The organism is Streptomyces sp. NPDC030296 (assembly GCF_055572815.1).
In genome coordinates this window covers 429,623-453,959 of the sequence record NZ_JBVICQ010000008.1, presented here as the reverse complement: position 1 = coordinate 453,959, position 24,337 = coordinate 429,623, and the positions used below count along the sequence as shown (strand labels likewise).

The 24,337-nt window shown below is 71.3% G+C and carries 22 protein-coding genes and 1 riboswitch; of the genes, 6 read left to right on the top strand and 16 right to left on the bottom strand.

The window, feature by feature from the left end:
* Nucleotides 1-47 precede the first annotated feature (47 nt).
* From ACZ4Z3_RS24945 to ACZ4Z3_RS24935, 3 genes are all read right to left on the bottom strand, one after another.
* Entirely contained in the window at nucleotides 48-707 is a 660-nt protein-coding gene (locus tag ACZ4Z3_RS24945) for a TetR/AcrR family transcriptional regulator (RefSeq protein ID WP_468503063.1), read from the bottom strand.
* Nucleotides 708-835: 128 nt separating this feature from the next.
* A complete protein-coding gene (locus ACZ4Z3_RS24940) occupies nucleotides 836-979 on the bottom strand; it encodes an SCO1431 family membrane protein (RefSeq protein WP_468503062.1) in 144 nt (47 codons plus the stop codon).
* Between the two features lie 95 nt (nucleotides 980-1,074).
* Complete coding sequence (locus tag ACZ4Z3_RS24935) at nucleotides 1,075-2,457, bottom strand: peptidase C39 family protein (protein ID WP_468503061.1); 1,383 nt, start codon at nucleotides 2,455-2,457, stop codon at nucleotides 1,075-1,077.
* 172 nt (nucleotides 2,458-2,629) lie between these two features.
* Between ACZ4Z3_RS24935 and ACZ4Z3_RS24930 the strand changes: the two genes are divergently transcribed.
* Complete coding sequence (locus tag ACZ4Z3_RS24930) at nucleotides 2,630-3,283, top strand: uridine kinase family protein (RefSeq protein ID WP_468503060.1); 654 nt, start codon at nucleotides 2,630-2,632, stop codon at nucleotides 3,281-3,283.
* A gap of 434 nt (nucleotides 3,284-3,717) precedes the next feature.
* A complete protein-coding gene (locus tag ACZ4Z3_RS24925) occupies nucleotides 3,718-5,586 on the top strand; it encodes an AAA family ATPase (RefSeq protein WP_468503059.1) in 1,869 nt (622 codons plus the stop codon).
* Between the two features lie 148 nt (nucleotides 5,587-5,734).
* Here the strand turns inward: ACZ4Z3_RS24925 and ACZ4Z3_RS24920 are convergent, their stop codons facing one another.
* The 9 genes from ACZ4Z3_RS24920 to ACZ4Z3_RS24880 form a co-directional block, all read right to left on the bottom strand.
* Entirely contained in the window at nucleotides 5,735-6,823 is a 1,089-nt protein-coding gene (locus ACZ4Z3_RS24920) for a hemolysin family protein (RefSeq protein ID WP_468503058.1), read from the bottom strand.
* Nucleotides 6,820-8,163: a hemolysin family protein gene (locus ACZ4Z3_RS24915; RefSeq protein ID WP_468503057.1), complete on the bottom strand. Its 1,344-nt coding sequence runs from the start codon at nucleotides 8,161-8,163 to the stop codon at nucleotides 6,820-6,822. Before ACZ4Z3_RS24915 ends, ACZ4Z3_RS24920 begins: the two co-directional genes overlap by 4 nt.
* A gap of 297 nt (nucleotides 8,164-8,460) precedes the next feature.
* Nucleotides 8,461-8,916: a PH domain-containing protein gene (locus tag ACZ4Z3_RS24910; RefSeq protein ID WP_107462422.1), complete on the bottom strand. Its 456-nt coding sequence runs from the start codon at nucleotides 8,914-8,916 to the stop codon at nucleotides 8,461-8,463.
* A 20-nt stretch (nucleotides 8,917-8,936) separates the two neighbouring features.
* Entirely contained in the window at nucleotides 8,937-9,794 is an 858-nt protein-coding gene (gene hisG, locus ACZ4Z3_RS24905; protein WP_055716222.1) for an ATP phosphoribosyltransferase, read from the bottom strand.
* 53 nt (nucleotides 9,795-9,847) lie between these two features.
* Nucleotides 9,848-10,120 (bottom strand): phosphoribosyl-ATP diphosphatase, encoded by a 273-nt coding sequence (locus tag ACZ4Z3_RS24900; RefSeq protein ID WP_031486114.1) that lies wholly within the window; start codon nucleotides 10,118-10,120, stop codon nucleotides 9,848-9,850.
* A gap of 34 nt (nucleotides 10,121-10,154) precedes the next feature.
* The gene (ribH, locus tag ACZ4Z3_RS24895; RefSeq protein ID WP_055537205.1) at nucleotides 10,155-10,640 is read right to left on the bottom strand and encodes a 6,7-dimethyl-8-ribityllumazine synthase; all 486 of its coding nucleotides are present in this window, start codon (nucleotides 10,638-10,640) and stop codon (nucleotides 10,155-10,157) included.
* A gap of 72 nt (nucleotides 10,641-10,712) precedes the next feature.
* Nucleotides 10,713-12,002, bottom strand: a complete 1,290-nt coding sequence (locus tag ACZ4Z3_RS24890) for a bifunctional 3,4-dihydroxy-2-butanone-4-phosphate synthase/GTP cyclohydrolase II (protein ID WP_468503056.1) — start codon at nucleotides 12,000-12,002, stop codon at nucleotides 10,713-10,715.
* The gene (locus ACZ4Z3_RS24885) at nucleotides 11,999-12,631 is read right to left on the bottom strand and encodes a nicotinamide mononucleotide transporter family protein (RefSeq protein ID WP_468503055.1); all 633 of its coding nucleotides are present in this window, start codon (nucleotides 12,629-12,631) and stop codon (nucleotides 11,999-12,001) included. Before ACZ4Z3_RS24885 ends, ACZ4Z3_RS24890 begins: the two co-directional genes overlap by 4 nt.
* Nucleotides 12,628-13,230 (bottom strand): riboflavin synthase, encoded by a 603-nt coding sequence (locus tag ACZ4Z3_RS24880; protein ID WP_468503054.1) that lies wholly within the window; start codon nucleotides 13,228-13,230, stop codon nucleotides 12,628-12,630. Before ACZ4Z3_RS24880 ends, ACZ4Z3_RS24885 begins: the two co-directional genes overlap by 4 nt.
* Nucleotides 13,231-13,386: 156 nt before the next feature.
* A riboswitch (FMN riboswitch) is annotated at nucleotides 13,387-13,517 on the bottom strand.
* A gap of 466 nt (nucleotides 13,518-13,983) precedes the next feature.
* Here ACZ4Z3_RS24880 and ACZ4Z3_RS24875 point away from each other — a divergent pair.
* The gene (locus ACZ4Z3_RS24875) at nucleotides 13,984-14,742 is read left to right on the top strand and encodes an SDR family oxidoreductase (RefSeq protein ID WP_468503053.1); all 759 of its coding nucleotides are present in this window, start codon (nucleotides 13,984-13,986) and stop codon (nucleotides 14,740-14,742) included.
* Between the two features lie 510 nt (nucleotides 14,743-15,252).
* On the opposite strand, the gene ACZ4Z3_RS24870 is transcribed toward ACZ4Z3_RS24875, so the two are convergent.
* Complete coding sequence (locus ACZ4Z3_RS24870) at nucleotides 15,253-16,605, bottom strand: ROK family transcriptional regulator (protein WP_468503052.1); 1,353 nt, start codon at nucleotides 16,603-16,605, stop codon at nucleotides 15,253-15,255.
* Between the two features lie 227 nt (nucleotides 16,606-16,832).
* On the opposite strand from ACZ4Z3_RS24870, the gene ACZ4Z3_RS24865 reads away from it, so the two are divergent.
* Nucleotides 16,833-18,044: an MFS transporter gene (locus ACZ4Z3_RS24865; RefSeq protein ID WP_468503051.1), complete on the top strand. Its 1,212-nt coding sequence runs from the start codon at nucleotides 16,833-16,835 to the stop codon at nucleotides 18,042-18,044.
* Here the strand turns inward: ACZ4Z3_RS24865 and ACZ4Z3_RS24860 are convergent.
* Both ACZ4Z3_RS24860 and ACZ4Z3_RS24855 read right to left on the bottom strand, forming a co-directional pair.
* Nucleotides 18,004-18,468 carry an acyl-CoA thioesterase gene (locus ACZ4Z3_RS24860; RefSeq protein ID WP_468503050.1) on the bottom strand — a complete coding sequence of 155 codons (465 nt, stop codon included), beginning with the start codon at nucleotides 18,466-18,468 and terminating at the stop codon, nucleotides 18,004-18,006. The two genes, ACZ4Z3_RS24865 and ACZ4Z3_RS24860, sit on opposite strands and share 41 nt — an antisense overlap.
* A 95-nt stretch (nucleotides 18,469-18,563) precedes the next feature.
* Nucleotides 18,564-19,691, bottom strand: a complete 1,128-nt coding sequence (locus ACZ4Z3_RS24855; RefSeq protein ID WP_468503118.1) for a glycoside hydrolase family 6 protein — start codon at nucleotides 19,689-19,691, stop codon at nucleotides 18,564-18,566.
* 208 nt (nucleotides 19,692-19,899) lie between these two features.
* Here ACZ4Z3_RS24855 and ACZ4Z3_RS24850 point away from each other — a divergent pair, with 208 nt between their 5' ends.
* Both ACZ4Z3_RS24850 and ACZ4Z3_RS24845 read left to right on the top strand, forming a co-directional pair.
* Entirely contained in the window at nucleotides 19,900-20,583 is a 684-nt protein-coding gene (locus tag ACZ4Z3_RS24850; RefSeq protein WP_468503049.1) for a DUF5995 family protein, read from the top strand.
* 581 nt (nucleotides 20,584-21,164) lie between these two features.
* The gene (locus ACZ4Z3_RS24845) at nucleotides 21,165-22,607 is read left to right on the top strand and encodes an NF041680 family putative transposase (RefSeq protein WP_468503117.1); all 1,443 of its coding nucleotides are present in this window, start codon (nucleotides 21,165-21,167) and stop codon (nucleotides 22,605-22,607) included.
* A 13-nt stretch (nucleotides 22,608-22,620) separates the two neighbouring features.
* Here ACZ4Z3_RS24845 and ACZ4Z3_RS24840 read toward each other — a convergent pair whose 3' ends face one another.
* A complete protein-coding gene (locus ACZ4Z3_RS24840; protein ID WP_468503048.1) occupies nucleotides 22,621-24,318 on the bottom strand; it encodes a flavin monoamine oxidase family protein in 1,698 nt (565 codons plus the stop codon).
* Nucleotides 24,319-24,337 lie beyond the last annotated feature (19 nt).

Sequence of the window (24,337 nt, the reverse complement as noted above, 5' to 3'; positions counted from 1 at the left end):
GGAGGGCCGCCGGCGGGCCTCCGCCCCCTCCCCGGTGATCCGAACGGTCAGCCCTCGCGGCGGGCCGGCGCCGGGGCCGCGTACGACGGGTCGATCTCCTCGATGGCGCGCAGTGCCCCGCCCAGCATCTTGACCAGCAGCTCGCGCATGGTGTCGCGGTCCAGCCCCGGGCGGTCGATCCAGTCGAGGGTGGCGCCCTCGACCCCGCAGACCCAGCCGAACAGGCCCATGCGGACCACCGGGGCTATGTCGCTCCTGCCGTAGGCGCCCTCGGCGATGGTGGTGACGATGGCCTCGCGGACGCCGTCCCGGATGGCGTGCACCTGGGTGTCGAAGCCGACGCCACCGCTGACGATCGTGCGGTAGGCGGCCTGGTTGTCCTGGGCGTAGCGCAGATAGCAGTCGATGGTGCGCTGCACCCGCTCCACCGGGGGCAGTCGGAGGCCACTGGCCGCATGCGTGATCAGGTCGGCCACCGAGTCCTCGACGATCGCGAGGTAGTAGCCGCGCTTGGACTTGAAGTAGTAGTAGATCAGTCCCTTGGCCACATGCGCCTGCTTGGCGATGTCGTCCATCGACAGCGTGTCGTAGGACGTGTCCGCGAACAACCTGCGCCCGATGGAGATGAGTTCGGCGCGGCGCGCTAGGGATCGGTCGGTGCCCCGGGCCCGCGGACGTTCGATCCCACGCTGTTGACTGCTATTCAATTTCGGTCCTGGTCTCCAACTGCCAGCGGGACAACCCGCAGTATGGCAGACCCGCACCACCAGCTTGTTCGACTCTGATCGACAGGATCGGGCGGTGGATCAGGCCTCGGGATCGGCAGGGGGGCGGGTCACAGCAGACCCAGCTGAACCACCAGCATCGCGACGACCACGACGAGGATCCACCCCATGATGTGTTCGACGATCTCGGGGCCGTCGTCCTCGGGGCCGCCCGTGCGGGCGCGGACGTCGGCGGTGGCAGAGGTCGCGGTCATGGCAGCTCGCTGGGTGTGATCGACGTGCGGTGGACTTCCCCCCTACCGTGCGTCCACCTTGCCACCGGTCGCGGCGGTCGCGGCCGAGACCTTGGTCACACACGCACCCCGACCGCCGTGAGTGCCGCGCGCTGGCGGGCGGTGGGCCGCGCCGGGAAGTAGAGGTAGCAGACGCCGCCGGTGCCGGAGACAACCTTGCCGGAGGCGTTGTACCGCTTGGTCCGCAGCCAGATGTTCTCCCACTCGCGCCGCAGGTAGACGCGGCGCACCGCCTCGTTGGTCGGGGAGTTCGGGTCGTTGGCGACGACGTCCCCGTCGGCGGTGAAGCCGATCACCGTCATCAGGTGGCCGGCCGTGCCGTAGCCCGCCCCGGTCAGCTCGGTGGCGAGGAACGACTGGGAGGTGATCACCGGGATGCCCGCCGCGATCAGCTTCTCCAGGTCGGTGAGCGAGCCCAGCCGGGTCACCACGCCCTGGAGGTCCCGGTAGGTGGCGGCGTAGGCGGCGTTGAAGGGCCAGTTGCCGCAGCCCTCGTACGCGTAGTCGTAGGTGAACCGGGCGGCGTGGCACACCTGCGGGTCCGTGAACTCCGGGTTGACCCAGGACAGGTCCTCGGTGCTGGGCTTCCGCCCCCAGTACTCGATGATCATCTGGGAGGAGGTGGGGCTGCACCAGGCCTCGCCGCCGTTGTCGTACTCCGGGTACTGGCCCTTGTGGGTCTCCTGGGAGTAGCGGGGGACGTCCAGTTCGCGTGCGAGGCCGGGGGTGGAGGCCGGGACGGTGAAGCGGTCGGGGACGTCGGAGCCCATCGCGCCGACCCGCCAGACCGTGGGGGTGAGGCGCGTGCCGGGGGTGCGGTGGAGCGTCAGCCGCAGCCGGTACGCGGCGAGACGCAGCCCCGTGGCCGGGTCGTCGATCGCGAAGGTGTCCGTCCAGACGCTGCTCCGGCCGTCCTTCTGCCCGTCGAGGGAGGTCCGCCGGATGTCCTTGTCGCCCGACGCCCAACGGCCCATCACGTACCAGGGGGTGTCGGTGCCGTCGGAGTAGGTGCCCCGGAGCTCGATCTGGATCCAGGTGCCGGCCGGGGTGCGGGCGTTCCAGGAGGGGATGACCTCGGTGGCGGGCACGGCGAGCCGGTGCACGGGCGAGGTCCAGGTGGCGTACTCCCAGGTGGCCGTGCGGCCGGTGTGCGGGTCGGTGTAGTCGGTGGTGCCGACCGGGGTGCCGATCACCAGCCCCGGCCGCTTCCCGGCCTGCGCGCGGGTGCCCTCGGAGGTGCCGCCGCACCAGTCGGCGTACGACGTCCAGCCGTGGTGGTCGACGAGGCGCTCCGGTGCGCGCGCCGGGCGCGCGGGGGCCTTGGTCCCGACCGGTGGTGCGGCGGCGGCCGGGACGGCGGCCGCGCCGGCCGCCGCGGCGGCGGTGGCGACGGCTGCGGTCAGGACGGTCCTGCGGGACGGCTCGGAAAGTCTCGACATGGACGGGTTACCCCCAGTGGTCCGGGAAAGACAGTTCAGACGCACGACGTTCGCCAACTATGGACGCCGGACGCGGACTTCTGCCAGCATCTCGGGCCTCGCCACGCCCTCCAATATTGGTCGATACCACTGGCACGTTCCGGTGCCGCCCGTCCCGGTGTTCAATCGCCCCATGCGTATCTCCCCCGTCCCCGAGGACCCCGTCGTCAGCGATCTGGCCGAGCGGCTGCGGCTGCTGCCGCCCTCCTGCGGGCCGGTCCGGCTCATCGGCGTCGACGGGCACGCGGGCTCCGGGAAGACCACGTTCGCCGGACGGCTGTCCCAGGCGCTGGGAGACGCCCCCGTGCTCCATCTGGACGACATCGCCACCCACGACGAACTGTTCGCGTGGACCGAACGGCTGCTGGGCCAGGTGGTCGAACCACTGCGGCTCGGCCGTACCGCTCACTACGCCCCTTACGACTGGCGGCGGCGGACCTTCGGCCCCCGCGTCGCCCTGCCGCCGGAACCCGTGATCGTCGTCGAGGGGGTCGGAGCGGGACGCCGGGCGCTGCGGCCGTATCTGGCGGGGTTGGTGTGGATGGAGCTGCCGGACGAGGAGGCGTGGGCGCGGGGGCGGGCGCGGGACGGGGCGGAACAGAGTGAGTTCTGGGCCGGATGGGTCCGGGCGGAACGCCGACACTTCGCGGAGGACCCCTCCCGGCCGTTCGCCGATCTTCTGGTTCGCGGGGGAAAGGCGGGGTACGAGGTGCTGGCGGGACCTGGTGTGACCCCGCGCTCGAGGCTCGACCTCACTCAGGGTGACGACCCATCGGCAATGTGCTGAACTTGTGAAGGCCCTCGTCCGAGAAGTTCCCCGAGTGCCTCAACTCGGCTTGACCGAGGGCCCGTACAGGTCTTACGTTCTCAATGTGCGGCCCATGGGAGCCGCCCTCGTACGCGAAGCCCCCGATTGTTCCCCCGTGATCGGGGGCTTCGTTCTGCCCTCGGACGGTCTCCGAGCCCCTCCCGGCGCACGTTTTCTTCACCCTCGGTCACCGTGCGCTATGCGCCCCGTCTGCTCCCACCTCGTAATTCGAGCCCTGCGGCACCCTTCGAAGGGCGCCCGACCCGCAGGTACGATGCCCTGGGTGCGACCTTCGGACGGTTGCGGCAACGTGACCACGCAACTCCCGTCCGCGGCACAGCGGTTCGAGAAGGCTGCCGACGGGCACCGGCCCGTTCGGTTTCCACACGGGGGCACGGTTTGTGGGGGACGTGATGGACTTCGGCTCGCGGGGCCCCGAGGCTCCGGCCGACCTCGCCTGGCTGCGAGGCGTGGACGCCTACACCATGGGCGCGTATCCGCAGGCGGAGGAGGAGTTCCGCGCGGCGGTGCGGATGGATCCGGGCATGGCCGACGGCTGGCTCGGACTGCACGCGCTGCGAGTGGACACGACGACCGCCCTGCTTCGGATGTTCCGGCACCGGGAGCGCTTCGGTGAGCAGCGGGCCCGCCATCGGCGCACCCTGAATTCCTGGTACTGGCTCGGCTGGTGGGTCCAGCCGGTCCTGGAGACCCCGCGCGACCTGCTCCTCGCCCACGCCTCGCACTGGCTGGACGGGCGCCACGTCCCCGAACTGGACCGGGCGCTCGCGGGGCTGCCGCCGGTGGACGCCGACTCCCAGGTGCGCTTCCTGCACGCCTGCCGCGCCTACCTCGTCAAGGACTGGGAGCAGCTCGTCCGGCACACCGATCCCCTCCTCGACGATCCCCTGCTCGGTATCGAGGCCGGCCTCTTCGGCGGCATGGCCCGGGTACGGCTGGAGACGTACGGGCAGGCCGAGCCGCTGCTGTCCGCGGCGCTGATGCGCTGCCGCAGCGAGCAGCCGCAGCGCAAGGAACTGCGGTACTGGCTGGCCCGGGCGCACGAGGGGACCGGGCGCAGCGCCGCCGCGCTGCCGCTCTACCGAGCCGTGCACCGGGTCGACCCGGCCTTCATGGACACCTCCGCGCGGCTCGCGGCCATCGCCGAGGGCGACGGGTACGACGACGCGGCCGACCTCGCGGCGATCACGCTCACCGGGATCGGGCAGGACGCGCTCGACGGGGGCGACGGTCTCGACCTGCTCTTCGACGCCGACGGCCGGGACCTGAAGCTCTCCGACCCGGACCCCGTACCGCCGGGCGGGCTGCCGCCCGAGGCGGGCGACACCTTCGTACGGCAGAAGTCCGCGGTGCGGATCGATCCGCTGCCGGCCGGGCCGACCGATCCCGAACTGCTGGAGGAGGCCCTCGCCGAGCTGGAGCGGATGGTCGGCCTGGAACCGGTCAAACGGCAGGTCAAGGCGTTGTCCGCGCAGCTGAACATGGCGCGGCTGCGGGCCGGGCAGGGGCTGCCCGTGCAGCCTCCCAAGCGCCACTTCGTCTTCTCCGGGCCGTCCGGGACGGGGAAGACGACCGTCGCCCGAATACTGGGCCGGGTCTTCTACGCGCTCGGGCTGCTGGGCGGCGACCATCTGGTGGAGGCCCAGCGGGCGGATCTCGTCGGCGAGTACCTCGGCCAGACCGCCGTGAAGGCCAACGAGCTGATCGACTCGGCGATCGGCGGGGTGCTGTTCGTGGACGAGGCGTACTCCCTGTCCAACTCCGGGTACGGCAAGGGGGACGCGTACGGCGACGAGGCGCTCCAGGTGTTGCTGAAGCGGGCCGAGGACAACCGGGACCATCTCGTCGTGATACTCGCGGGGTACCCGGAGGGGATGGACCGGCTGCTCGCCGCGAACCCCGGACTGTCGTCGCGGTTCACCACACGGGTCGACTTCCCCTCCTACCGGCCGCTGGAGCTCACCGCGATCGGTGAGGTGCTCGCCGCGGAGAACGGGGACGTGTGGGACGAGGAGGCGCTGGAGGAGCTGCGCTCCATCGCCGGACATGTCGTCGAGCAGGGGTGGATCGACGAACTGGGCAACGGGCGTTTCCTGCGGACGCTGTACGAGAAGAGCTGTGCGTACCGGGATCTGCGGCTGTCGGGGTATCCGAGCGTGCCGACGCGGGACGACCTGTCGACGCTGAGGCTGCCGGATCTCATGCAGGCGTACGGGGAGGTCTTGTCGGGGCGGGGGCCGCAGGATCCGTCTGCACGGTGAGGGGGCGCCTTGCGGCTCGGGGGTGCGCGTCGGTTCGGCGGGTGCGGGTGCGTTGTGGCTGCTCGCGCAGTTCCCCGCGCCCCTGAAAAGCGACCGGGGCTGTGCCCCGTGCTTTTCCACCAGCCACCCCGCACCCGCACCCTGGCCCTCAGCTCGCCAGGACGTTCTCCGGGGATCCCGTCGTCCTCGGTTCTGCCAGGCGTACCGGCGGAGCCTGCCGGTGGGCCGGGTCGCGGACCTCGCCCACCAGGAGTTCCAGGACGTCCTCCAGGGCCACCAGGCCGAGGACCTTGCCGGACGCGTCGACGACCTGCGCGAGGTGCGTGGCCGCGCGGCGCATGACCGTGAGCGCGTCGTCGAGGGGGAGCTCCGAGCGGAGGGTGGTCATGGGGCGCCACACCTGCTGGGGGACGGCCCGGTCGGAGTCCTCCACGTCGAGGACGTCCTTGACGTGGAGGTAGCGGCCCATGAACGCGCCGGTCTCCGCGACCACCGGGAAGCGGGAGTAGCCGGTGCGGGCGGTCAGGGCCACCACCTGCGCGGGGGTGACCGAGGGGCCCACCGTCACCAGCGAGTCGCGCTTGAGCAGGACGTCCGTGACCGGGCGGGAGCCCAGCTCCAGCGCGTCCTCCAGGCGTTCCTGCTCCTCGGGGTCCAGCAGTCCCGCCTGGCCCGAGTCCTCGACCAGTCGGCCGAGCTGGACGCTGGTGAAGACCGCCTCCACCTCGTCCTTGGGCTCGACGCGGAAGATCTTCAGGATGCCCCTGGCGCAGGCGCCGAGGCCCACCGTGACCGGTCCGCAGACACGCGCGAAGGCGACGAGGCCGGGGCTCAGCCACAGCGCCGTCTTCTCGGGCGCGGCCATCGCCAGGTTCTTCGGCAGCATCTCGCCGATGACGAGGTGCAGGAACACCACCACGGCCAGCGCGATCACATATCCCAGGGGGTGGATCATCCCGTGCGGCAGATGGATCGCCTCGAACACCGGTTCAAGCAGCTTCGCCACGGTCGGCTCCGCGACCGCGCCGAGCGTCAGGGAGCAGACCGTGATGCCGAACTGGGCCGCCGCCATCATCCGCGGCAGGTTCTCCAGGCCGTGGAGGACCTGCCGGGCCCGTGCCGTGCCGAGCGGTTCGATCTGGCTGCGGCGGACCGAGACCAGGGCGAACTCGGCGCCGACGAAGAACCCGTTGGCGAGCACGAGGAGCAGGGCGAACAGGAGTTGGAGCGCGCTCATCGGGCCGCCTCCGCCACGGTGAGGGGTTCGGTGGCGGGAGCGGTACGCACGAGCCGTACCCGCTCGGCGCGGTAGTGCCCGACCTGGCGCACCGCCAGCCGCCAGCCGGGCAGCTCCGCCTTGTCGCCCGGCGCCGGGATCCGGCCGAGCAGGTCGGCGACGAGGCCCGCGACCGTCTCGTAGGGGCCCTCGGGCACATCGAGGCCTATGCGCTGGAGCACGTCGACCCGGCAGCTGCCGTCGACGTCCCAGGCGGGGCGGCCGTCCTCGGGCGCGGCCACGGCGAGTTCGGGCAGGTCCTGCCCGTCGTGCTCGTCGCGCACCTCGCCGACCAGTTCCTCGACGATGTCCTCCAGGGTCACCACGCCTGCCGTGCCGCCGTACTCGTCGACGACGACGGCGATGGGCTGTTCGCTGCGCAGCCGGGCCAGGAGCGGCTGCACGGGCAGCGTCTCGGGCACGAGCAGCGGGGCCTTGGCGATATGGCCGACCGGGGTGTGCAGCCGGTTGTGGGCGGGGACGGCGAGGGCGTCCTTGAGGTGGACCATGCCGACGATCTCGTCGATCCGCTCCCGGTAGACGGGGAAGCGGGACAGACCGGTGGCGCGGGTCAGGTTGACCACGTCCTCGGCGGTGGCCGAGGACTGCAGGGCGCTGACCTTCACGCGGGGCGTCATCACGTTCTCCGCGGTCAGCTCGCCGAGGGACAGGGTGCGGACGAAGAGGTCGGCCGTGTCCTGCTCCAGGGCTCCGGCCTGCGCGGAGTGGCGGGCCAGGGAGACCAGTTCGTCGGGGGTGCGGGCGGAGGCCAGTTCCTCGGCGGGTTCGACGCCGAGCGCGCGGACCAGCCGGTTCGCGACCGCGTTGAGGCCGGCGATGACCGGGCGGAACAGGCGGGAGAAGACGTACTGGGGGCCCGCGACGAAGCGGGCGACCTGCATCGGCCGCGACACCGCCCAGTTCTTCGGGACGAGTTCGCCGATCACCATCTGCACGGCGGACGCCAGCAGCATGCCGACGACGACGGAGACTCCGGAGACCGCGCCTTCGGGTGTGCCGAGCGCGGTGAAGGGGCCGTGGAGCAGCTCCGCTAGCGCCGGTTCGGCGAGCATGCCGACGACGAGCGAGGTGATGGTGATGCCGAGCTGGGTGCCGGAGAGCTGGAAGGACAGCTCCTTGAGGGCGCCCACCACCTTGTGGGCCCGGCGGTCGCCCTCGGCCGCGGCCTTCTCGGCGTCCGGTCGCTCGACCGTGACGAGGCCGAACTCGGCGGCCACGAAGAAGCCGTTGGCGAGGATCAGGAGGAAAGCGGCTGCGAGCAGCAGCAGAGGGATGGTCATGCCGCCGCCTCGATATGTCGGGAGGGGGCGGCGCAGGTACTACAGGACGATCCGTCCATCGCTGGAAGGAGTCACTCCTCGAAGTAGCAGGGGGCCACTGGTGTACCCGGTGGCACAACAGTGGCGGAGGCGCAACGAAAACGCCTCCGCCAACAGATTAATCAAGACATGGGCCGGTACGGCAGGGGCGGCGGCCCTGAGTCGGCCCCGATCTTCCCCTGTGTCGCCCTCGAGCCTGCTCGGGGGCGCCCCGGATGCGCTCACTGTCAGTCCGGGGTCACCCGGTGTCACCCGGTGTCAGCCCCGGGGCTGTTCGGGTTCACCGACGGAGCGGGCCTCGACCAGTGCCCTCAGGGTGCGGGCGTCCTCGATGGCGTGCTGCTTGGCGATGCCGGGCTGGATGCCGAGCGCGGGCAGGCTGGTGCCGTCGGTGAGGTCGAGGAAGACCCAGGGGTCGCCCACCCGCAGGTTCACCTGGACGATCTCCGCCCAGCCGAGTCGGCGCCTCCCGGCGATGTTGACGACGGTCACTCCGGACTCGTCGGCGACCACCTTGGGCCGGGAGAGCAGACACAGCACCCCGGCGAGCAGGGCGGCCGTGAAGACGAAGCTGAGCCGTTCCCCCGGGCCGAGGGTCGGCAGCAGCAGCGCGACGACGGTGATGACCGCGAAGATCGCGGCGGCGGCGGTCAGCAGGACGGCCCGGGTGCGCCCCGGCCGGAAGGTGACCGGCAGGGCGGGCAGATCCGACATCGCGTACGACTCCCCGGAACTCAGAGGCGGCAGGCGTGGATGGCGGTGGTCAGGATGGCCCGGGCACCGATGTCGTACAGGTCGTCCATGATCCGCTGGGCCTCCTTGGCCGGGACCATGGCGCGTACGGCGACCCAGCCCTCGTTGTGCAGCGGCGAGACGGTCGGTGACTCCAGGCCCGGGGTGAGGGCGACGGCCTTCTCCAACTGCTCGACGCGGCAGTCGTAGTCCATCATCACGTAGGTGCGGGCCACGAGGACGCCCTGGAGGCGGCGCAGGAACTGCTGCACCTTGGGCTCGTTCTCCGAGGAGGTGTCGGCGTCGACGCGGCGGATGACGACGGCCTCGGACTTCATGATCGGCTCGCCGAAGACCTCCAGGCCCGCGTTGCGCAGGGAGGTTCCGGTCTCGACGACGTCGGCGATGACCTCGGCGACGCCCAGTTCGATGGCGGTCTCGACGGCGCCGTCGAGGTGGACGACGGAGGCGTCGATGCCGTGGTCGGCGAGGTGTCCCGCGACGATGCCCTCGTACGAGGTGGCGACGGTCTTGCCCTTGAGGTCGGCGATGCCGGCCGCCGTGCCGGGCTTGGCGGCGAAGCGGAAGGTGGAGCGGGCGAAGCCGAGCGGGAGGATCTCCTCGGCGTTGGCACCGGAGTCGATCAGCAGGTCGCGGCCGGTGATGCCGATGTCGAGACGGCCGGAGGAGACGTAGATCGCGATGTCGCGGGGGCGGAGGTAGAAGAACTCGACCTCGTTCTCCGGGTCGACGATCCGCAGTTCCTTGGACTCACGGCGCTGGAGGTAGCCGGCCTCATGCAGCATCTCCCCCGCAGGGCCGGACAGGGAACCCTTGTTGGGGACGGCGATGCGCAGCATGAGGCGGGCTTCCTTCGTTGTCGTGGGTGCTCAGATGTGTGCGGGGTGACGGCTCAGAGGTGGGCGTACACGTCGTCCAGGGAGATGCCGCGGGCGACCATCATCACCTGGACGTGGTAGAGCAGCTGCGAGATCTCCTCGGCGGCCGCTTCCTTGCCCTCGTACTCGGCGGCCATCCAGACCTCGGCGGCCTCTTCGACGACCTTCTTGCCGATGGCATGGACGCCCTTCCCGACCAGTTCGGCGGTGCGGGAGGTGGCGGGGTCGCCGTTGGCGGCCTTGTGCTGGAGCTCGGTGAAGAGCTCCTCGAACGTCTTCTTGGACATGGTGGGCCCCACACTACGCCGTCACGGGCGTGTCTCAGCGCCAGGGTTCAGATACTGAGCGGAGCGTGGCCGCGGTCGCCACGGCCGCGGTCACCGCCTCGTGCCCCTTGTCCTCGTTGGAGCCCTCGATGCCGGCGCGGTCCAGTGCCTGCTCCTCGGTGTCGCAGGTCAGTACGCCGAAGCCGACGGGGACTCCGGTGTCGACGGAGACCTGGGTGAGGCCCTGGGTGACGCCCTGGCACACGTACTCGAAGTGGGGGGTGCCGCCGCGGATGACGACGCCGAGGGCGACGATGGCGTCGTAGCCGCGGCCGGCGAGGACCTTGGCGACGACCGGGAGCTCCCAGCTGCCCGGGACGCGCAGGAGGGTCGGCTCGTCGATGCCCAGGTCGTGCAGGGCGCGCAGGGCGCCGTCGACGAGGCCGTCCATCACCTTCTCGTGCCACTGGGCCGCGATGACCGCGACGCGCAGGTCGCCGACGTTGCTGACGGACAGTTCGGGTGCGCCCTTGCCGCTCACGTTGCTCCTTGGTTCCTGAATCTCGGTTCGAGACGGTCGTGCTGTGGTTCTGTGGTGCTCTGGTCCGGCTTGTTACTGCTCGCCGCAGGTGGTCACGGTGGTCGTGTCCAGCCAGGGCAGGTCGTGGCCCATCCGGTCCCGCTTGGTGCGCAGGTAGCGGAGGTTGTGCTCGCCCGCGCGGACGGGCATCGGTTCGCGGCCGGTGACGGCGAGGCCGTGCCGGACGAGGGCGTCGGTCTTCTCGGGGTTGTTGGTCAGCAGCCGGAGGCTGCGCACGCCGAGGTCGCGGAGGATCTGGGCGCCTGCGCCGTAGTCACGGGCGTCGGCGGGCAGGCCCAGTTCGAGGTTGGCGTCGAGGGTGTCGCGGCCGCGTTCCTGGAGTTCGTAGGCGCGCAGCTTGGACAGCAGGCCGATGCCGCGCCCCTCGTGCCCGCGGAGGTAGACGGCGACGCCGCGGCCCTCGGTGGCGATGCGTTCGAGGGAGGTCTCCAGCTGGGGGCCGCAGTCGCAGCGCAGGGAGTGGAAGACGTCGCCGGTGAGGCATTCGGAGTGGACGCGGACGAGGACGTCCTCGCCGTCGCCGATCTCGCCGTGGACGAGGGCGACGTGCTCGACGCCGTCGACGGTGGAGCGGTAGCCGTAGGCGGTGAAGTCGCCGAAGGCGGTGGGCAGCTGGGTCTTCGCCTCGCGCTTGACAGTGGGCTCGGAGGAGCGGCGGTAGGCGATCAGGTCCTCGATGGAGATGATCGTCAGGCCGTGCTTGCGGGCGAAGGGGATCAGCTCGGGCAGGCGCAGCATGCGGCCGTCCTCGCCGGCGATCTCGACGATCGCGCCGGCCGGGCGCAGGCCCGCGAGGCGGGCGAGGTCGACGGCGGCCTCGGTGTGGCCGTCGCGCACGAGGACGCCGCCGGTGCGGGCGCGCAGCGGGAAGATGTGGCCGGGGCGGACGAAGTCGGTGGGCCGGGCCGTGCCGCTCGCCAGCAGTTGGAGGGTGGTGGAGCGGTCGGAGGCGGAGATGCCGGTGGTCACGCCGTGCTCGGGGGCGGCGTCGACCGTGACGGTGAAGGCGGTGCGCATCGACTCGGTGTTCTGCTGCACCATCTGCGGCAGTTCGAGCCGGTCCAGTTCGTCGCCCTCCATGGGGGCGCAGATCATGCCCCGGCATTCGCTCATCATGAAGGCGACGATCTCGGGGGTGGCCTTCTCGGCTGCGATGACGAGGTCTCCCTCGTTCTCCCGGTCCTCGTCGTCGACGACCACGACGGGGCGGCCGGCCGCGATGTCGGCGATGGCCTGCTCCACCGGGTCGAGCCCGAAGTTCTCGATGCCGTCGGTGCTGTAGAGAATCGGCGCCATGGTCATGCCGGGGCTCCTTCCAGGGCGGGCTTGCGGGACCGCAGCCACCAGTCGCGCATGCCCCACAGGACCAGCGCGCCGTAGATGATGTAGACGAAACCGGAGAAGGCGTAGCCGTTGGCGAAGTTGAGCGGTACGCCCACGAGGTCGACCAGCAGCCAGGCGAACCAGAACTCGACCATGCCGCGTGCCTGGGCGTACATGGCGACGATGGTGCCGGTGAAGATGTACGCGTCCGGCCAGGGGTCCCAGGACAGCGTGGGGAACGCGGTGAAGAGTCCGCCGACGGTGAGGGTGCCGAGGGCGGCGCCGGCGAGGAGGTAGCCGCGTTCGCGCCAGGTGGCGAAGCGGGGGGCGATGGCACCGTCCGCGGCCTGTCCCTTGGTGCGGTTCCACTGCCACCAGCCGTACGCGGCGACGGCCATGACGATGACCTGCTTGCCGGCGCTGCCGGTGAGGTGGCCGGCGAAGGCACCGAAGAGGATGAGGCCGGAGAGGAACTGCACGGGCCAGTTCCAGATGGAGCGGATCGCGCCGAGGGCGAGGGCGATGAGGCCCAGGATGTTCCCGATCATGTCCGACCAGAGGATCTGCTGGCCGAACGCCGTGAAGGCGACCGAGTTCAGCGAGTTCATCGCGTGGCCCCTTGCGATCCGAGGAGCCGCTCGACGTACTTGGCGATGACGTCGACCTCGAGGTTGACCGGGTCGCCGGGCTGCTTGCGGCCGAGGGTGGTCAGGTCGAGGGTGGTGGGGATGAGGCTGACGGTGAAGTGGTCGGTGCCGGCCTCGACGACAGTGAGGCTGATGCCGTCGACGGTGATGGAGCCCTTCTCCACGACGTACCGGGTGAGGTCGGCGGGGAGCGAGATCTTGACGATCTCCCAGTTCTCGGACGGCTTGCGCTCGATGATCTGGCCGGTGCCGTCGACGTGGCCCTGCACGATGTGGCCGCCGAGGCGTTCGCCGACGGCCATGGGGCGTTCGAGGTTGACGCGGGAGCCGACGGTGAGGGCGCCGAGGCTGGAGCGGTCGAGGGTCTCCGCCATGACGTCGGCGGTGAACCAGTCGTCCTCGTGCTCCACGACCGTGAGACAGACGCCGTTGACGGCGATGGAGTCGCCGTGCTTCGCCCCCTGGGTGACGACGGGGCCACGCAGTCGGAAGCGGGAGGAGTCGCCGAGGTTCTCGACGGTGGTGACCTCACCCAGCTCTTCGACGATTCCGGTGAACACTTCCCGGGTCCTCCTGCCTCGTAGGGCTCGGACTCCGGGGCTGTCGAAGACGACAGAGATCAGCGGACTACGGCACAGGGGGCGACGCCGTGTGGAGGACCCACTCCTGCTGGAGCAGGCCGACAACAGTCGGCGGCGCGCACGCATGCCCGCCCGCCGCGCACTGCCTCCCATCCGGACTTTAACCGTCGGTCCAGGAATTTCACCTGGTCAACCGGCCGCTGGAAGCGACCGGGTCGCGGACTGTAACCGCCGGTTCGGACTTTCACCGACCCCGGAGTGCGCTGCTTCTGGTACATGGCCAGTGTGCCACGACTGATCGCCACCCATGCGGGTGATGACTGTGGGGTGGCTCACAGATGGTGTCACTGGACTTCTACGGCGAGTGACACGGAGGCCGGGCCCTGACTGACCACGCGTCACTTTCCGCCCCACCGGCCCCAGTCGAACCAGGTCGAGCCCTGCCGAGCGGCACGCCGGACCCCCCCGGTCGGCGAGGGAGGGGGAGAGGGGGGAAGGGGAAGGGAGGGGGAGAGGGGACCCGGCGGCGGGGCAAGGGCCGTCGTCACCGCCGCCGGGCCGACTGGGGGCGGCCAGTGCGCCTTCCGGACGAGTAACCGCGATCGCAGACCTTAAAAGGACTAGACCAACCTGGTCAATGTTCCTCGCCCCCGTGTCACATTCCATGGGTGCTGTCCGGTCATAGCTACCGAAGGCGTTCGCGGGGAGCGCCGGTGTCGAAAGGTGGACAGCATGACCACGATCCTGGTGACCGGCGGGACCGGTGTCCTCGGCCGGCGCGTGACCGAACGGCTGCGGGCGGACGGGCACGAGGTCCGGGTGCTCAGCCGGCACGCCCAGCCGTACGCCGTCGATCTGGTCGCGGGCGGGAGCGGGCTGGACTCGGCGTTGGCGGGGGTGGACGCGGTGGTGCACTGTGCGTCCTCACCGCGTGGGGGCGACGAGAAGGCGGCGGCGCATCTGATCGCCGCGGCGCGGCGGGCCGGGGTGGGGCATCTCGTGTACATCTCGATCGTCGGCGTCGACCGGGTGCCGCTCGGCTACTACCGGAGCAAGCTGGCGGTCGAGCGGCTGATCGAGGAGTCGGGGCTGGGCTGGACGACGCTGCGGGCGACCCAGTTCCACGACCTGCTCGTGACGCTCTTCGAGGGCCTGTCGAAGTCCCCGGTCATGCCGGTGCCGGCGGGGGTGAGCGACCAGCCGATCGCCGTCTCCGAGGTCGCCGACCGCCTGGCCGAGCTCGCCGTGTCCGCCCCCGCGGGCCGCGTCCCGGACATGGGCGGCCCTGAGATCCTCAGCCTCCGCACGCTGGCCCGCACCTATCTGACCGCTACCGGCCGCCGCCGCGCCCTCCTGACGGTGCCCCTGTTCGGCAAGGCGTACGCGGGCTTCCGGGCCGGGGGCCATCTGGCCCCGGAAAGGGCGGTGGGCAAGGGGACGTTCGGGGAGCACGTGGCCGAACGGTTCGGCCGGGTCCGCAGGACGGGGTGAGCCGAGGGGCCGCCGGGCCGGGGGGGGCGGATGCCGGGGCGGCCCGGGTCCGGGCCCTACCCGGCGGGGAATACCGAGGGCGGCCTGCTTCACGGGTGCCGACCGGCAGGCCCGACCGCCCAAGGCCAAGCGAGCCGTAAAGGCCGATCGGCGGGCGGACACCCAAGGCGACGCGAGACGCGAAACCCCACCTCCGGGCGGACACCCAAGGCGAGGCGAGACGCGAAACCCCACCTCCGGGCGGACACCCAAGGCGACGCGAGACGCGAAACCCGACCGCCAGGCCAACACCCAAGCCAAGGCCAGACACGAAACCCGACCACCAGGCCCTGATCGGCGGACGGACGTCGACGGCACGGGGAGTCGCGCGGCCTGTTCCCCGGCGGGATGGGGATGGGCGGACGGGCCGTAGCCCCGACGGCCGGCAGCTCACCGTTCAGGCCCGCGCGGCCGGCGGCCAGGTACAGCGGGCCGACCCCCGCCTCGCCATGGCTCGCCCGCCGCCTGCCCTTACCGTGGCGGCGGTGCGAACAGTTCGTCCTGGGCCGTGTCCCTCGCCATGAGCAGGGCCCCTCGGAGTACGGCGGCGCCGCCGAGGGCGCTGGGCCGGACCTCGGTGGGCAGCGGCGACAGTGCCGCCAGCCGCGCCTCGACCCGGGCGGCGAGCACCTCCCCTCCGGCCTGACCGACCTCCCCTCCGAGCACCACGCAGCCGGGGTCGAGAACGGCGACGACGGAGGCGGCACCGATGGCGAGACGATCGGCCAGGGCGTCGAGGAAGCGGGAAGGGGCGGCGTCGGCCGACGGGCGGGTGTCCGGGGTCGCGTGGGCGTCGTCCGAGGGGTGCGCGGGAGTGTCCGTCCCGTCCGACGAGGCGCCGGCCCCAACCGGTGCGGGACGCGCCTGCGGGGCGCGCGCGTCGGCCGGTGGGGCCGCGCTCCCGTCCGCCGGGGGTCGGCTCGTCACCCCCTGCGCGGCTGCCCTCACCAGGGTGGCCGCGTATGGCTCGCTGCCGGCGGGGGCGGCGACCGCCAGGCCGTATTCCCTGGCCAGGGAGTCGATCGCGGCGGCGGCGCCCAGGGAGTGGAAGCCGCCCTCGCAGTCGGTGGCCGAGGGCAGGGTCGTGGTGCCCGGGACCGGGAGGAAGCCGATCTCGCCGGTGCCGCCGGAGGCGCCGCGGCGGAGGGTGCCGTCGAGGACGACGGCCGCGCCGGTGCCGAGGCCGAGCCAGAGGAGGACGAAGGTGTCGCGGTCGCGGGCGGCGCCGTCCCGCTGCTCGGCGAGCGCCGCGAGGTTGGTCTCGTTCTCGACGAGGATCCGGGCCGGGAGGCGTTCACCGAGGGCGGCGGCCAGCCGGCGGTGCCATTCGGGCAGCCCGGTGCTGTCGCGCAGTTCGCCGGTGGCCGGGTCGATGAGCCCGGGGGCGCCGATCGCCACGGTGTGCAGCCGGTCGGCGCCGGCCTCCTTCGCGGCGCGCTCCACGAGGGTGACGGCCTGCTCGACGGCGGGCCCCGTACCCGCGTCGTCCGCGATCGGGACGGACGCCCGCGCCAGTTCCCTGCCGAGCAGATCGGCGACGACCACCGTGACGCCCTCGGTACGCACGTCGAGCGCGGCGAGGTACGCGCGGTCGGCGACGATGCCGTAGAGGCGGGCGTTCGGCCCACGCCGCTGCTCGCCCCACTCCCCCACCACCGAGATCAGTCCGGCCTCGGTGAGGCGCTCCACCAGGTCGGCGACGGTGGGCCGGGACAGACCGGTGAGCTGCTTCAACTGCCCCGCCGTCAACGGCCCTTCCTCCTGCAGCAGCCGCAGGGCGAGCCGGTCGTTGATGGCCCGGGCGGTGCTGGGTGATGCGGGCATGCCGGGATCCTCCCAGATCGACGACGCGTACGGATGCCGGCCCTGTGACAGCAGGGCACACGACCGACCGCCGGCCCCGTGCCGCCGTACGGACAGCGCTCTCTATCTATCAGGCAGGGTTCCTGATAGTTTACGGCGGCGCGAGAGCGGGTCGGGAGGCCGGAAACGGGCGGGGACGGCTGGGGTCCGAGTTCGAGGGCATTCAAGGAAGCCACGGAGGGCGGAGAATGAGCGCGGTGGTCTACGAACAGCGCGATGTGCGGCGGGCCCGGTACGCCGTGGCCGCCGTCTTCGCCGTGCACGGAGCGGTGACCGGCTCGTTCGCGACCCGGGTGCCCTGGATCCAGGACCACGCCCAGCTCGGCGCGGGTCAGCTAGGGTTGGCCCTCGCGTTCCCGGCGATCGGCGCGTCCGTGGCGATGCCACTCGCCGGCTATGTCAGCCACCGGCTCGGCGCCCGTACGGCGATGCGGGCCCTGATCGCGCTGTGGACCCTCGCGCTCATCCTGCCGTCCCTCGCGCCGAACCTGTGGACGCTGTGCGCCGCCCTGTTCGTGTACGGCGCGACGGCCGGCATGGCGGACGTGGCGATGAACGCGCTCGGCGTCGAGGTCGAGGCCCGCCTCGGCAAGTCGATCATGTCGGGGCTGCACGGCATGTGGAGCGCGGGCGCCCTCGTCGGCTCGGCGGCCGGCACGCTCGCCGCGCACCTCGGCTCGGACGCCCGGCTGCACCACGCGCTCGCGGCGGCCACCCTCACCGTGCTCGGTCTGGTCGCCTGTCAGTGGGTGCTGGACATCCGGGCCACCGAGGACGAGGAGCCGCCACCCCGGTTCGCGTTGCCGCCCAGGTCGGCGCTGCTCATCGGTGCGGTCGGATTCTGCGCGGTCTTCGCGGAGGGGGCGGCCCTGGACTGGTCGGCGGTGTATCTGCGGGACGAGCTGGCGACCTCGGCGGGCCTTGCGGCGGCGTGCACCACCGGGTTCATGCTCACCATGGCGGTGGCCCGGCTGGTGGGCGACGCGGTGGTGAACCGCTTCGGCGCGGTGCGCACGGTGCGGGCGAGCGGTGTCCTCGCGGCGCTCGGCGGTGTGCTGATCGTCGTCGCGAACCACCCGGCGGTCGCCATGGCCGGGTTCGCGCTGATGGGACTGGGCATCGCCGTCGTCGTACCGCTCTGCTTCGCCGCGGCCGGCCGCAGCGGCCCGAACCCGAGCCAGGCCATCGCGGGGGTCGCGACCATCACCTACACCTCGGGGCTGATCGCGCCGAGCGCGATCGGCGGTCTGGCGCAGCTGACCAGCCTGGTGGTGTCGTTCGGACTGGTGACCGTGCTGGCGTGCGGGCTCGCCGTGTTCGCGGGGGTGCTGCGGGCCGGGGAGGGCGACCGGACGCGGATCAGTCGGCCGGACGCAGCAGTTGCCGACCCGAAGCCCTGAAGCCGTCGCTCCACGCGGTGGGCCGCAGGGTGTCCGCGTCCAGCCTGACGAGGACGCGGGTGCCCTGCGCGTAGGTCCGCGAGCCGTCGGTCGAGCAGAAGCGGAAGCCGTAGGTCAGGCCGGTGGTGCCGAGCCGCTCCAGCCACAGGTGCACGGCGTAGGTGCCGGGCCGGGTGACCGGTGCCTCGTAGCTGATCCGCAGTTCCTTGACCACGTTGCAGAAGTCGCCGGCGGCGGCCCAGTCGCCGTCGAAGCCGTAGCCCTGCTCCCGCCAGTGCTGGGTCCAGGCGCGCTCGACCATCACCGGGTAGCGGGCGTTGTGCAGCATGCCGAGGGCGTCCAGGTCGTCGAAGTGCACGGTGACGGGGACGAGCCTGCCGTGGGCGGGGGCGGGGGCGGGAGCTGTCGGGGCTTCGGCGGTCACGGGTGGTGCTCCTGGGGAACGTCGACGCGGAACGGGACGCCCTCATCCTAAGCAACCGCTCAGTGCGGGCCGGGGGCGTGGTGCTCAGACCCCGCTCAGCCCCGTGCCAGCTCGTACGCGTACCCCGGTGAGAACTCGCCCGCCTCGCCCCGGCATCCGTCGGACTCGCCCGGCAGTTTCACCCACAGATAGGCGTCGATGCGGGACTCGCCGGTGGTGAGCGTCGGCGGGCGGCCGAGGCCCCGGCCTGACGGGTCGCACCAGGCTCCGTCGGTCGGGGCGCCGTTGCCGTTGCGGCTGGTGTCGATGACGGCGACGAGGTCCGCCGGGCCGCCGAGGGCGTCCAGCACCTTCCGGGTGTAGGCGATCTCCGCGTCGGTGCGGTTGAAGTTCGACACGTTGCTGAAGACGCCGTCGGAGGAGGCCGGGGCGGCGGCTCCCGCGAGGCGGAGCAGGGTGGCCTGCTTGTCGGGCGCGTTCCACTCCGAGTGCCCGGCGTCGTAGTAGACGCGGGCCTTGGGGTCGGCGTCCTTGAGGACGCGGCCGGCGCGGACGAGCGAGGTGAACCGGTCGGCCCGCTCGTCGGCGGAGAGGCAGTCGGACTGGGCGATCGCGTCGGGCTCCAGGATGACGATGACCTCGTCCTCGCCCAGCCCGGCTGCGAACGCGTCGATCCAGGCGTCGTAGGCGTCCAGGTTCCTGGCGCCGCCCTGGGAGGCTCCGCCGCAGTCGCGGTCCGGGATGGCGTACGCCACGAGGACCGGCACCCGGTCGTGCTCGGCACCGCCGGAGGCGACCGCGGCGACCTCGGCGGTCGCGGTGGCCGGGTTCGGGTCGGTGAACCAGACGGCCGCGGGACGGTCTGCGATACGGGACTCGATGACGGCGCTGCGCGGGTCGTCGGGGTGGGCCCGCACCCAGTCGCGGACCTGGGACTCGGGGTGCCGGTAGAGCTTGACGGGGGCGTCCGGCCGGGGCCGGGTGTGCCGACGGGTCTCCTTGGCCGAGGGGCGCGCCTCGGGCGTCCGGGACGGTTCGGGCGATGCCGACGGGGCGGGCGAGGTCCTCGACGGGGACGGGGAGGCCGGGCTCGGGTGGGACGGCCGGCCGGGCGGGTCGTCGGACAGGGTCCGGGCCTCGGCGGCACCTCCGTCGCCGTTCAGTCCGGCCATCGCACCGGTGACGGTGCCGGCGACGGCCACGAGCGACGCCGCGACGATCATGGCGCCGCGGCGCATCTTCCGCCTGTGCGCGGCGCGGCGTGCGGCCAGTCGCTGGGCGCGTAAGCCTGCCACGTGGTGCTCCCCCCTGCTCCCGGACCAGGACTCACCGGCCTCCCGGTACGCGCCGCCCAGCCCGCGTTCCCCCGATCCGGGGACGTGCCGGGCACGGCGGCGTCGGTGTCAGCCTAGGCCTGGGACCCTGCCCCTTATGGCGCAGTTGGAACATTTCACCAATTCCGTGGACTCGGTGGACGCCGTCGTCGCCCGTATGCGGGCCCTCGACGCCACCCTGCCCGAGCGGGACGGGATCGCGGTCTTCAACCGTGTCTACCTCACCGTCACGGAGGCCGTGGGCCGGCGTGTCGACGCCGGCTGCTTCGCGGACCCACGGGCCGCGATCGCCCTCGACGTGCGCTTCGCGGAGCGGTACCTGCGGGTGGCGGAAGGTGGTCCCGCGCCCGCCTGCTGGCGGCCGCTGCTGCAGCTGCGGCGCCATCCCGGCGTACGCCCGCTGCAGTTCGCGCTCTCGGGCATCAACGCGCACATCGGGCACGATCTCGCGCTCGCCGTCGTGGACGCCTGTCGTACGCTCGGCTGCGAACCCGTCGACCTGCGGGACGAGTTCGAGCACGTGGGCGATCTCCTCGTCTCGCTGGAGGAGCGGGTCCGCGAGGAGCTGATGCCGGGTCCCGATCTCCTCCAGGTCGCCGATCCGCTCACCCATCTGCTCGGGGCGTGGAGCCTGGAGCGGGCCCGCGAGTCCACCTGGGCGGCGGCCAGGGCGCTGTGGGCACTGCGCGGACTCCCCGATCTCGCCGAGGAGTTGGCCCACCGCCTGGACTCGGCGGTGGGGTGCGCGGGCCGGATGCTGCTGACGCCGCTGCCGGACTGAACGGCGGCCGGCTCAGCTTGTTCTTTATCTTCGGCGGTCTACGACCAGGTAAGACGGGCCCATGAAGGCATCAAGCTCTTCGATGATCTTGCGGAGCTCGCGGGCTGCGCTAGGCGACAGAGCTCGGATCACGCTGTCGAGCAGAGCACGGCCTTCAAGTGGGTTGCCGCAGCAGTACCAGTGCACGTTTCCGAACTCGTCGTCGTGCCAGAGCTCGCGTTCGGGACGGTGGACGTAGTCCTTCCACAGGCGCAATGCCGCGCTGGTGTCTCCCGGCTGGAGGTAGTTCCGCGTGCGTTCAAGGCGAACGATCTCGGACAGGGCTCGCGGTGAGAGGCGGTCGATGGACGGCCTTGATTGCTGTGACTGCTGCCGGTCCGGGATTCCCGCCCGGATGCGTCCTGGCCGTCTACGCGGCATGGACCGTTCGGTTGGTCGTCATGCCGTCCATGGTGCCACGATCTCGCACGGTCCCTCGAACGGGTTCGCCCGCCAGGGGATTTGCCGGACGTAGGGGCGGCCTTCGTCTGATCATGTGCTCCGACCAAGGAATACACGTGACCACGACGAAGGCCGTGAGGGTGAGTCTGCTGCACCACGATGTCCGGCGGGAAGCGTTCGCGGAAGCATCGCGCTTCCGGGGAGAGTTCTACGAGTGCCTGACCGCCCGACGCGATGAACTGTTCGAACTGACCGACGCACTGCTGTGCGTCGACGGACCGGTGGTCTCGCCCGTGGACCTGACGTTGGTGCCCGAGCACCGCCGTGGACACGGAGCTTTGTACGGAGCCCTCAACCACGGCCGGATCAACGTCGAGCGGTTGCGGACGGCGCTGGCCGGGCTGCCGTTGCCACGGTTCGATGGTGGCCGCCTGGTGCTGGCAGTCGATGTGTGGCCGTGGCTGCGGTCGGACGCGCCCTGTTCGGCGGAACGGCTGTTCTGCCACATCTACGGGCGTGCGAAGTCCGCGTCACAGTTCATTCCGGGGTGGCCGTACTCCTTCGTCGCCGTCCTGGAGCCCGGTGCCACGTCGTGGACCGGGATCCTGGACGTAGTCCGGCTCGGGCCCGAGGACGATGCGACCGCGGTCACCGCCGCCCAGTTGAGGGCCGTGGTCGAGCGGCTCGTCGCGGCCGGCCAGTGGACGCCCGCAGACCCGAACATCGTGATCGTCATGGACGCCGGCTACGACGTCACCCGTCTGGCCTGGGTGCTGCGGGATCTGCCCGTTGAGCTGGTTGGGCGGATCCGCAGCGACCGGGTGATGCGTCTGCCGAAACCCCCGAGGATGCACGGCGTCAATGGCCGGCCGCCCAAGCACGGACCGGAGTTCCGCTTCACCAAGCCCGAGACCTGGCCCAAACCGGCGATCACCACGACCACCGACACGGTGAACTACGGAAAGGCCGAAGCCCAGGCGTGGGACCGGGTCCACCCGAGACTGACGCACCGCTCGGCCTGGCTGGAGCACGAGGGCGAACTCCCCATCGTCGAGGGCACTCTGGTCCGCTTGCAGGTCGAGCATCTCTCGAAGGAGCGGGAGGCCCCGCCGGTGTGGTTGTGGTCCTCGAAGACCAGCGCCGCCCCGGCGGACGTGGACCTGTGGTGGCAGGTGTTCCTCAGGAGATTCGACCTGGAGCACACGTTCCGTTTCGGGAAACAGACGCTCGGCTGGACTACCCCGAAAGTCCGTACTCCCCAGGCGGCGGACCGCTGGACCTGGCTCTTGGTAGTCGCCCACACCCAGCTCCGCCTCGCCCGACCCCTCGCTGCCGACCTCCGCCGCCCCTGGGAGAAGCGTGCCAAGCCCGAACGCCTCACCCCGGCCCGGGTCCGCCGCGGGTTCAGGAACATCCGCGCGCACCTGCTCTGCCCGGCCCGTGTTCCTCAACCGACGGGAACCGGGCCAGGACGACCCCTCGGCTCGAAGAACCGGCGGCCCGCCACCCGCTACGACGTCGGCAAAACTGTCAAACGCCCTGAAACCCTCAAGGCCATCGGCAGACCTGGCAGATCCTGGTAGATAAAGAACAAGCTCAGTCCTCCGGGAGTTCCACGGGCGCGATCTCGTCGTACACGTCACCGGGGCCGGGGTTGCTGGCGTCGGTGGTGCCGCCGAGGTGGTGCATGACGCCCCAGACGGCGTTGAGCGCGGTCTGGATCGCGCCCTCGGCCCAGCCGGCCGTCCAGGAGATGTCGTCGCCGGCGAGGAAGATGCCCCGCTTGTCCTCGGGCAGCCGGTCCTGCATGAAGTGGGTGAACAGGCGCCGCTGGTAGCGGTAGTGGCCGGGCAGGTTGGCCTTGAACGCGCCCATGAAGTAGGGCTCGTTCTCCCAGGAGACGGTGACCGGGCTGCCGATGATGTGCTTGCGGATGTCGACCTTCGGGTAGATCTCGCCGAGCGACTTCAGCATGACCTCCATCCGCTCGTTCGCGGACAGCGGCAGCCACTTCAGGCTGTCGTCGCACCAGGTGTAGGAGAGGCAGATGACGGCGGGCTTGTCCGGGCCGTCGTCGAGGAGGTACGTCCCGCGCGTCATCCGGTCGGTGAGCGTCATCGACATGACGTCCCGACCCGTTTCCTCGTCCTTGTCCAGCCAGAACGGCCGGTCGACGGGCACGAACAGCTTGCTGGACTCCATGTAGTGGGTCCGCTCGATCGCCGTCCAGTGGTCGATCGGGAAGAGCGAGTCGTCGCAGTCGATCTTCGACAGCAGCATCCAGGACTGGGCGGTGAAGACGGCCGCCCGGTAGGTGCGGATGTCGCCGTTCGCGTCGGTCACGGTGATCCGGTTGCCTGCGGTGCGGTGCAGCCGGGTCACGGCCGGGCGGGGCTCGCCGTTCTCGTGCAGCGTGGCGAGGGAGGTGCCGTACGCCCAGTGCACGATCTTCTCGGGCTCGCGCTCCCAGAGGCGCAGCGGGAGCTGCTGGCTGCCCCCGACGATGCCGCGGTGGTGGTCGTCGGCCTCGGTGTAGACGACGCGCAGGATCTCCAGGATGGAGTTCGGGAAGTCGGTGTCCCAGCCGCCGGTGCCGAAGCCGACCTGGCCGAAGATCTCGCGGTGCCGGAAGGACTTGAACGCCTCGGAGTCGCAGAGGAAGCCGTAGAAGGTCTGGTTGTCGAGCTTCTCCACGAGCCGCGCCCAGATCTCACGGATGCGCGGGACGTCCCGCTCGCGCATGGCGCGGTTCATGTCGGAGAAGTCGGCGCCCTCGTCGAGGCACTTGTTCCAGGCTTCGGCGACATCGCGGTAGACCTGCGGGAGGTCGGCGATCGTCTCGGCGTAGTGCGACTCGCCCTTGAGGTCGACGACGGTCGAGGGCGTGGTCTCCGCGAGGGGGTTGGGGAAGGGCCGCGTCTCCAGGCCGACCAGGTCGATGTAGTGCTGGAGGGCGGTGGAGGAGGGCGGGAAGCGCATGGCGCCCATCTCGGCGGTGAGCGAGGGGTCGCAGCCCTCGAAGCCCACCGTCCGCAGCCGTCCGCCGATCCGGTCGGCCTCGTACACGACCGGCTTGAGGCCCATCTTCATCAGCTCGTACGCGGCCACGATGCCGGACAGCCCGCCGCCGATGACCGCGACCTCGGTGCCGTGCTCGGTCGCCGGGATCTGGCCGAGGCCCGCCGGGTGGGCCAGGAAGTCGTCGTACGCGTACGGGAAGTCCGGGCCGAACATGGTGATCGGCGGCTGCTGCTCGTCTGCGTGCTCGATGGCGTTGGGCACGGTGGACGTCATGGGGTACGGACTCCTTGCG

Excerpts from the sequence above, each read along its gene's own strand:
- ACZ4Z3_RS24940 (WP_468503062.1), bottom strand. The coding sequence starts at position 979 with ATGACCGCGACCTCTGCCACCGCCGACGTCCGCGCCCGCACGGGCGGC.
- ACZ4Z3_RS24935 (WP_468503061.1), bottom strand. The coding sequence starts at position 2,457 with ATGTCGAGACTTTCCGAGCCGTCCCGCAGGACCGTCCTGACCGCAGCC.
- ACZ4Z3_RS24930 (WP_468503060.1), top strand. The coding sequence starts at position 2,630 with ATGCGTATCTCCCCCGTCCCCGAGGACCCCGTCGTCAGCGATCTGGCC.
- ACZ4Z3_RS24925 (WP_468503059.1), top strand. The coding sequence starts at position 3,718 with ATGGACTTCGGCTCGCGGGGCCCCGAGGCTCCGGCCGACCTCGCCTGG.
- ACZ4Z3_RS24920 (WP_468503058.1), bottom strand. The coding sequence starts at position 6,823 with ATGAGCGCGCTCCAACTCCTGTTCGCCCTGCTCCTCGTGCTCGCCAAC.
- ACZ4Z3_RS24915 (WP_468503057.1), bottom strand. The coding sequence starts at position 8,163 with ATGACCATCCCTCTGCTGCTGCTCGCAGCCGCTTTCCTCCTGATCCTC.
- ACZ4Z3_RS24910 (WP_107462422.1), bottom strand. The coding sequence starts at position 8,916 with ATGTCGGATCTGCCCGCCCTGCCGGTCACCTTCCGGCCGGGGCGCACC.
- hisG (WP_055716222.1), bottom strand. The coding sequence starts at position 9,794 with ATGCTGCGCATCGCCGTCCCCAACAAGGGTTCCCTGTCCGGCCCTGCG.
- ACZ4Z3_RS24900 (WP_031486114.1), bottom strand. The coding sequence starts at position 10,120 with ATGTCCAAGAAGACGTTCGAGGAGCTCTTCACCGAGCTCCAGCACAAG.
- ACZ4Z3_RS24890 (WP_468503056.1), bottom strand. The coding sequence starts at position 12,002 with ATGACCATGGCGCCGATTCTCTACAGCACCGACGGCATCGAGAACTTC.
- ACZ4Z3_RS24885 (WP_468503055.1), bottom strand. The coding sequence starts at position 12,631 with ATGAACTCGCTGAACTCGGTCGCCTTCACGGCGTTCGGCCAGCAGATC.
- ACZ4Z3_RS24875 (WP_468503053.1), top strand. The coding sequence starts at position 13,984 with ATGACCACGATCCTGGTGACCGGCGGGACCGGTGTCCTCGGCCGGCGC.
- ACZ4Z3_RS24870 (WP_468503052.1), bottom strand. The coding sequence starts at position 16,605 with ATGCCCGCATCACCCAGCACCGCCCGGGCCATCAACGACCGGCTCGCC.
- ACZ4Z3_RS24865 (WP_468503051.1), top strand. The coding sequence starts at position 16,833 with ATGAGCGCGGTGGTCTACGAACAGCGCGATGTGCGGCGGGCCCGGTAC.
- ACZ4Z3_RS24855 (WP_468503118.1), bottom strand. The coding sequence starts at position 19,691 with ATGATCGTCGCGGCGTCGCTCGTGGCCGTCGCCGGCACCGTCACCGGT.
- ACZ4Z3_RS24850 (WP_468503049.1), top strand. The coding sequence starts at position 19,900 with ATGGCGCAGTTGGAACATTTCACCAATTCCGTGGACTCGGTGGACGCC.
- ACZ4Z3_RS24840 (WP_468503048.1), bottom strand. The coding sequence starts at position 24,318 with ATGACGTCCACCGTGCCCAACGCCATCGAGCACGCAGACGAGCAGCAG.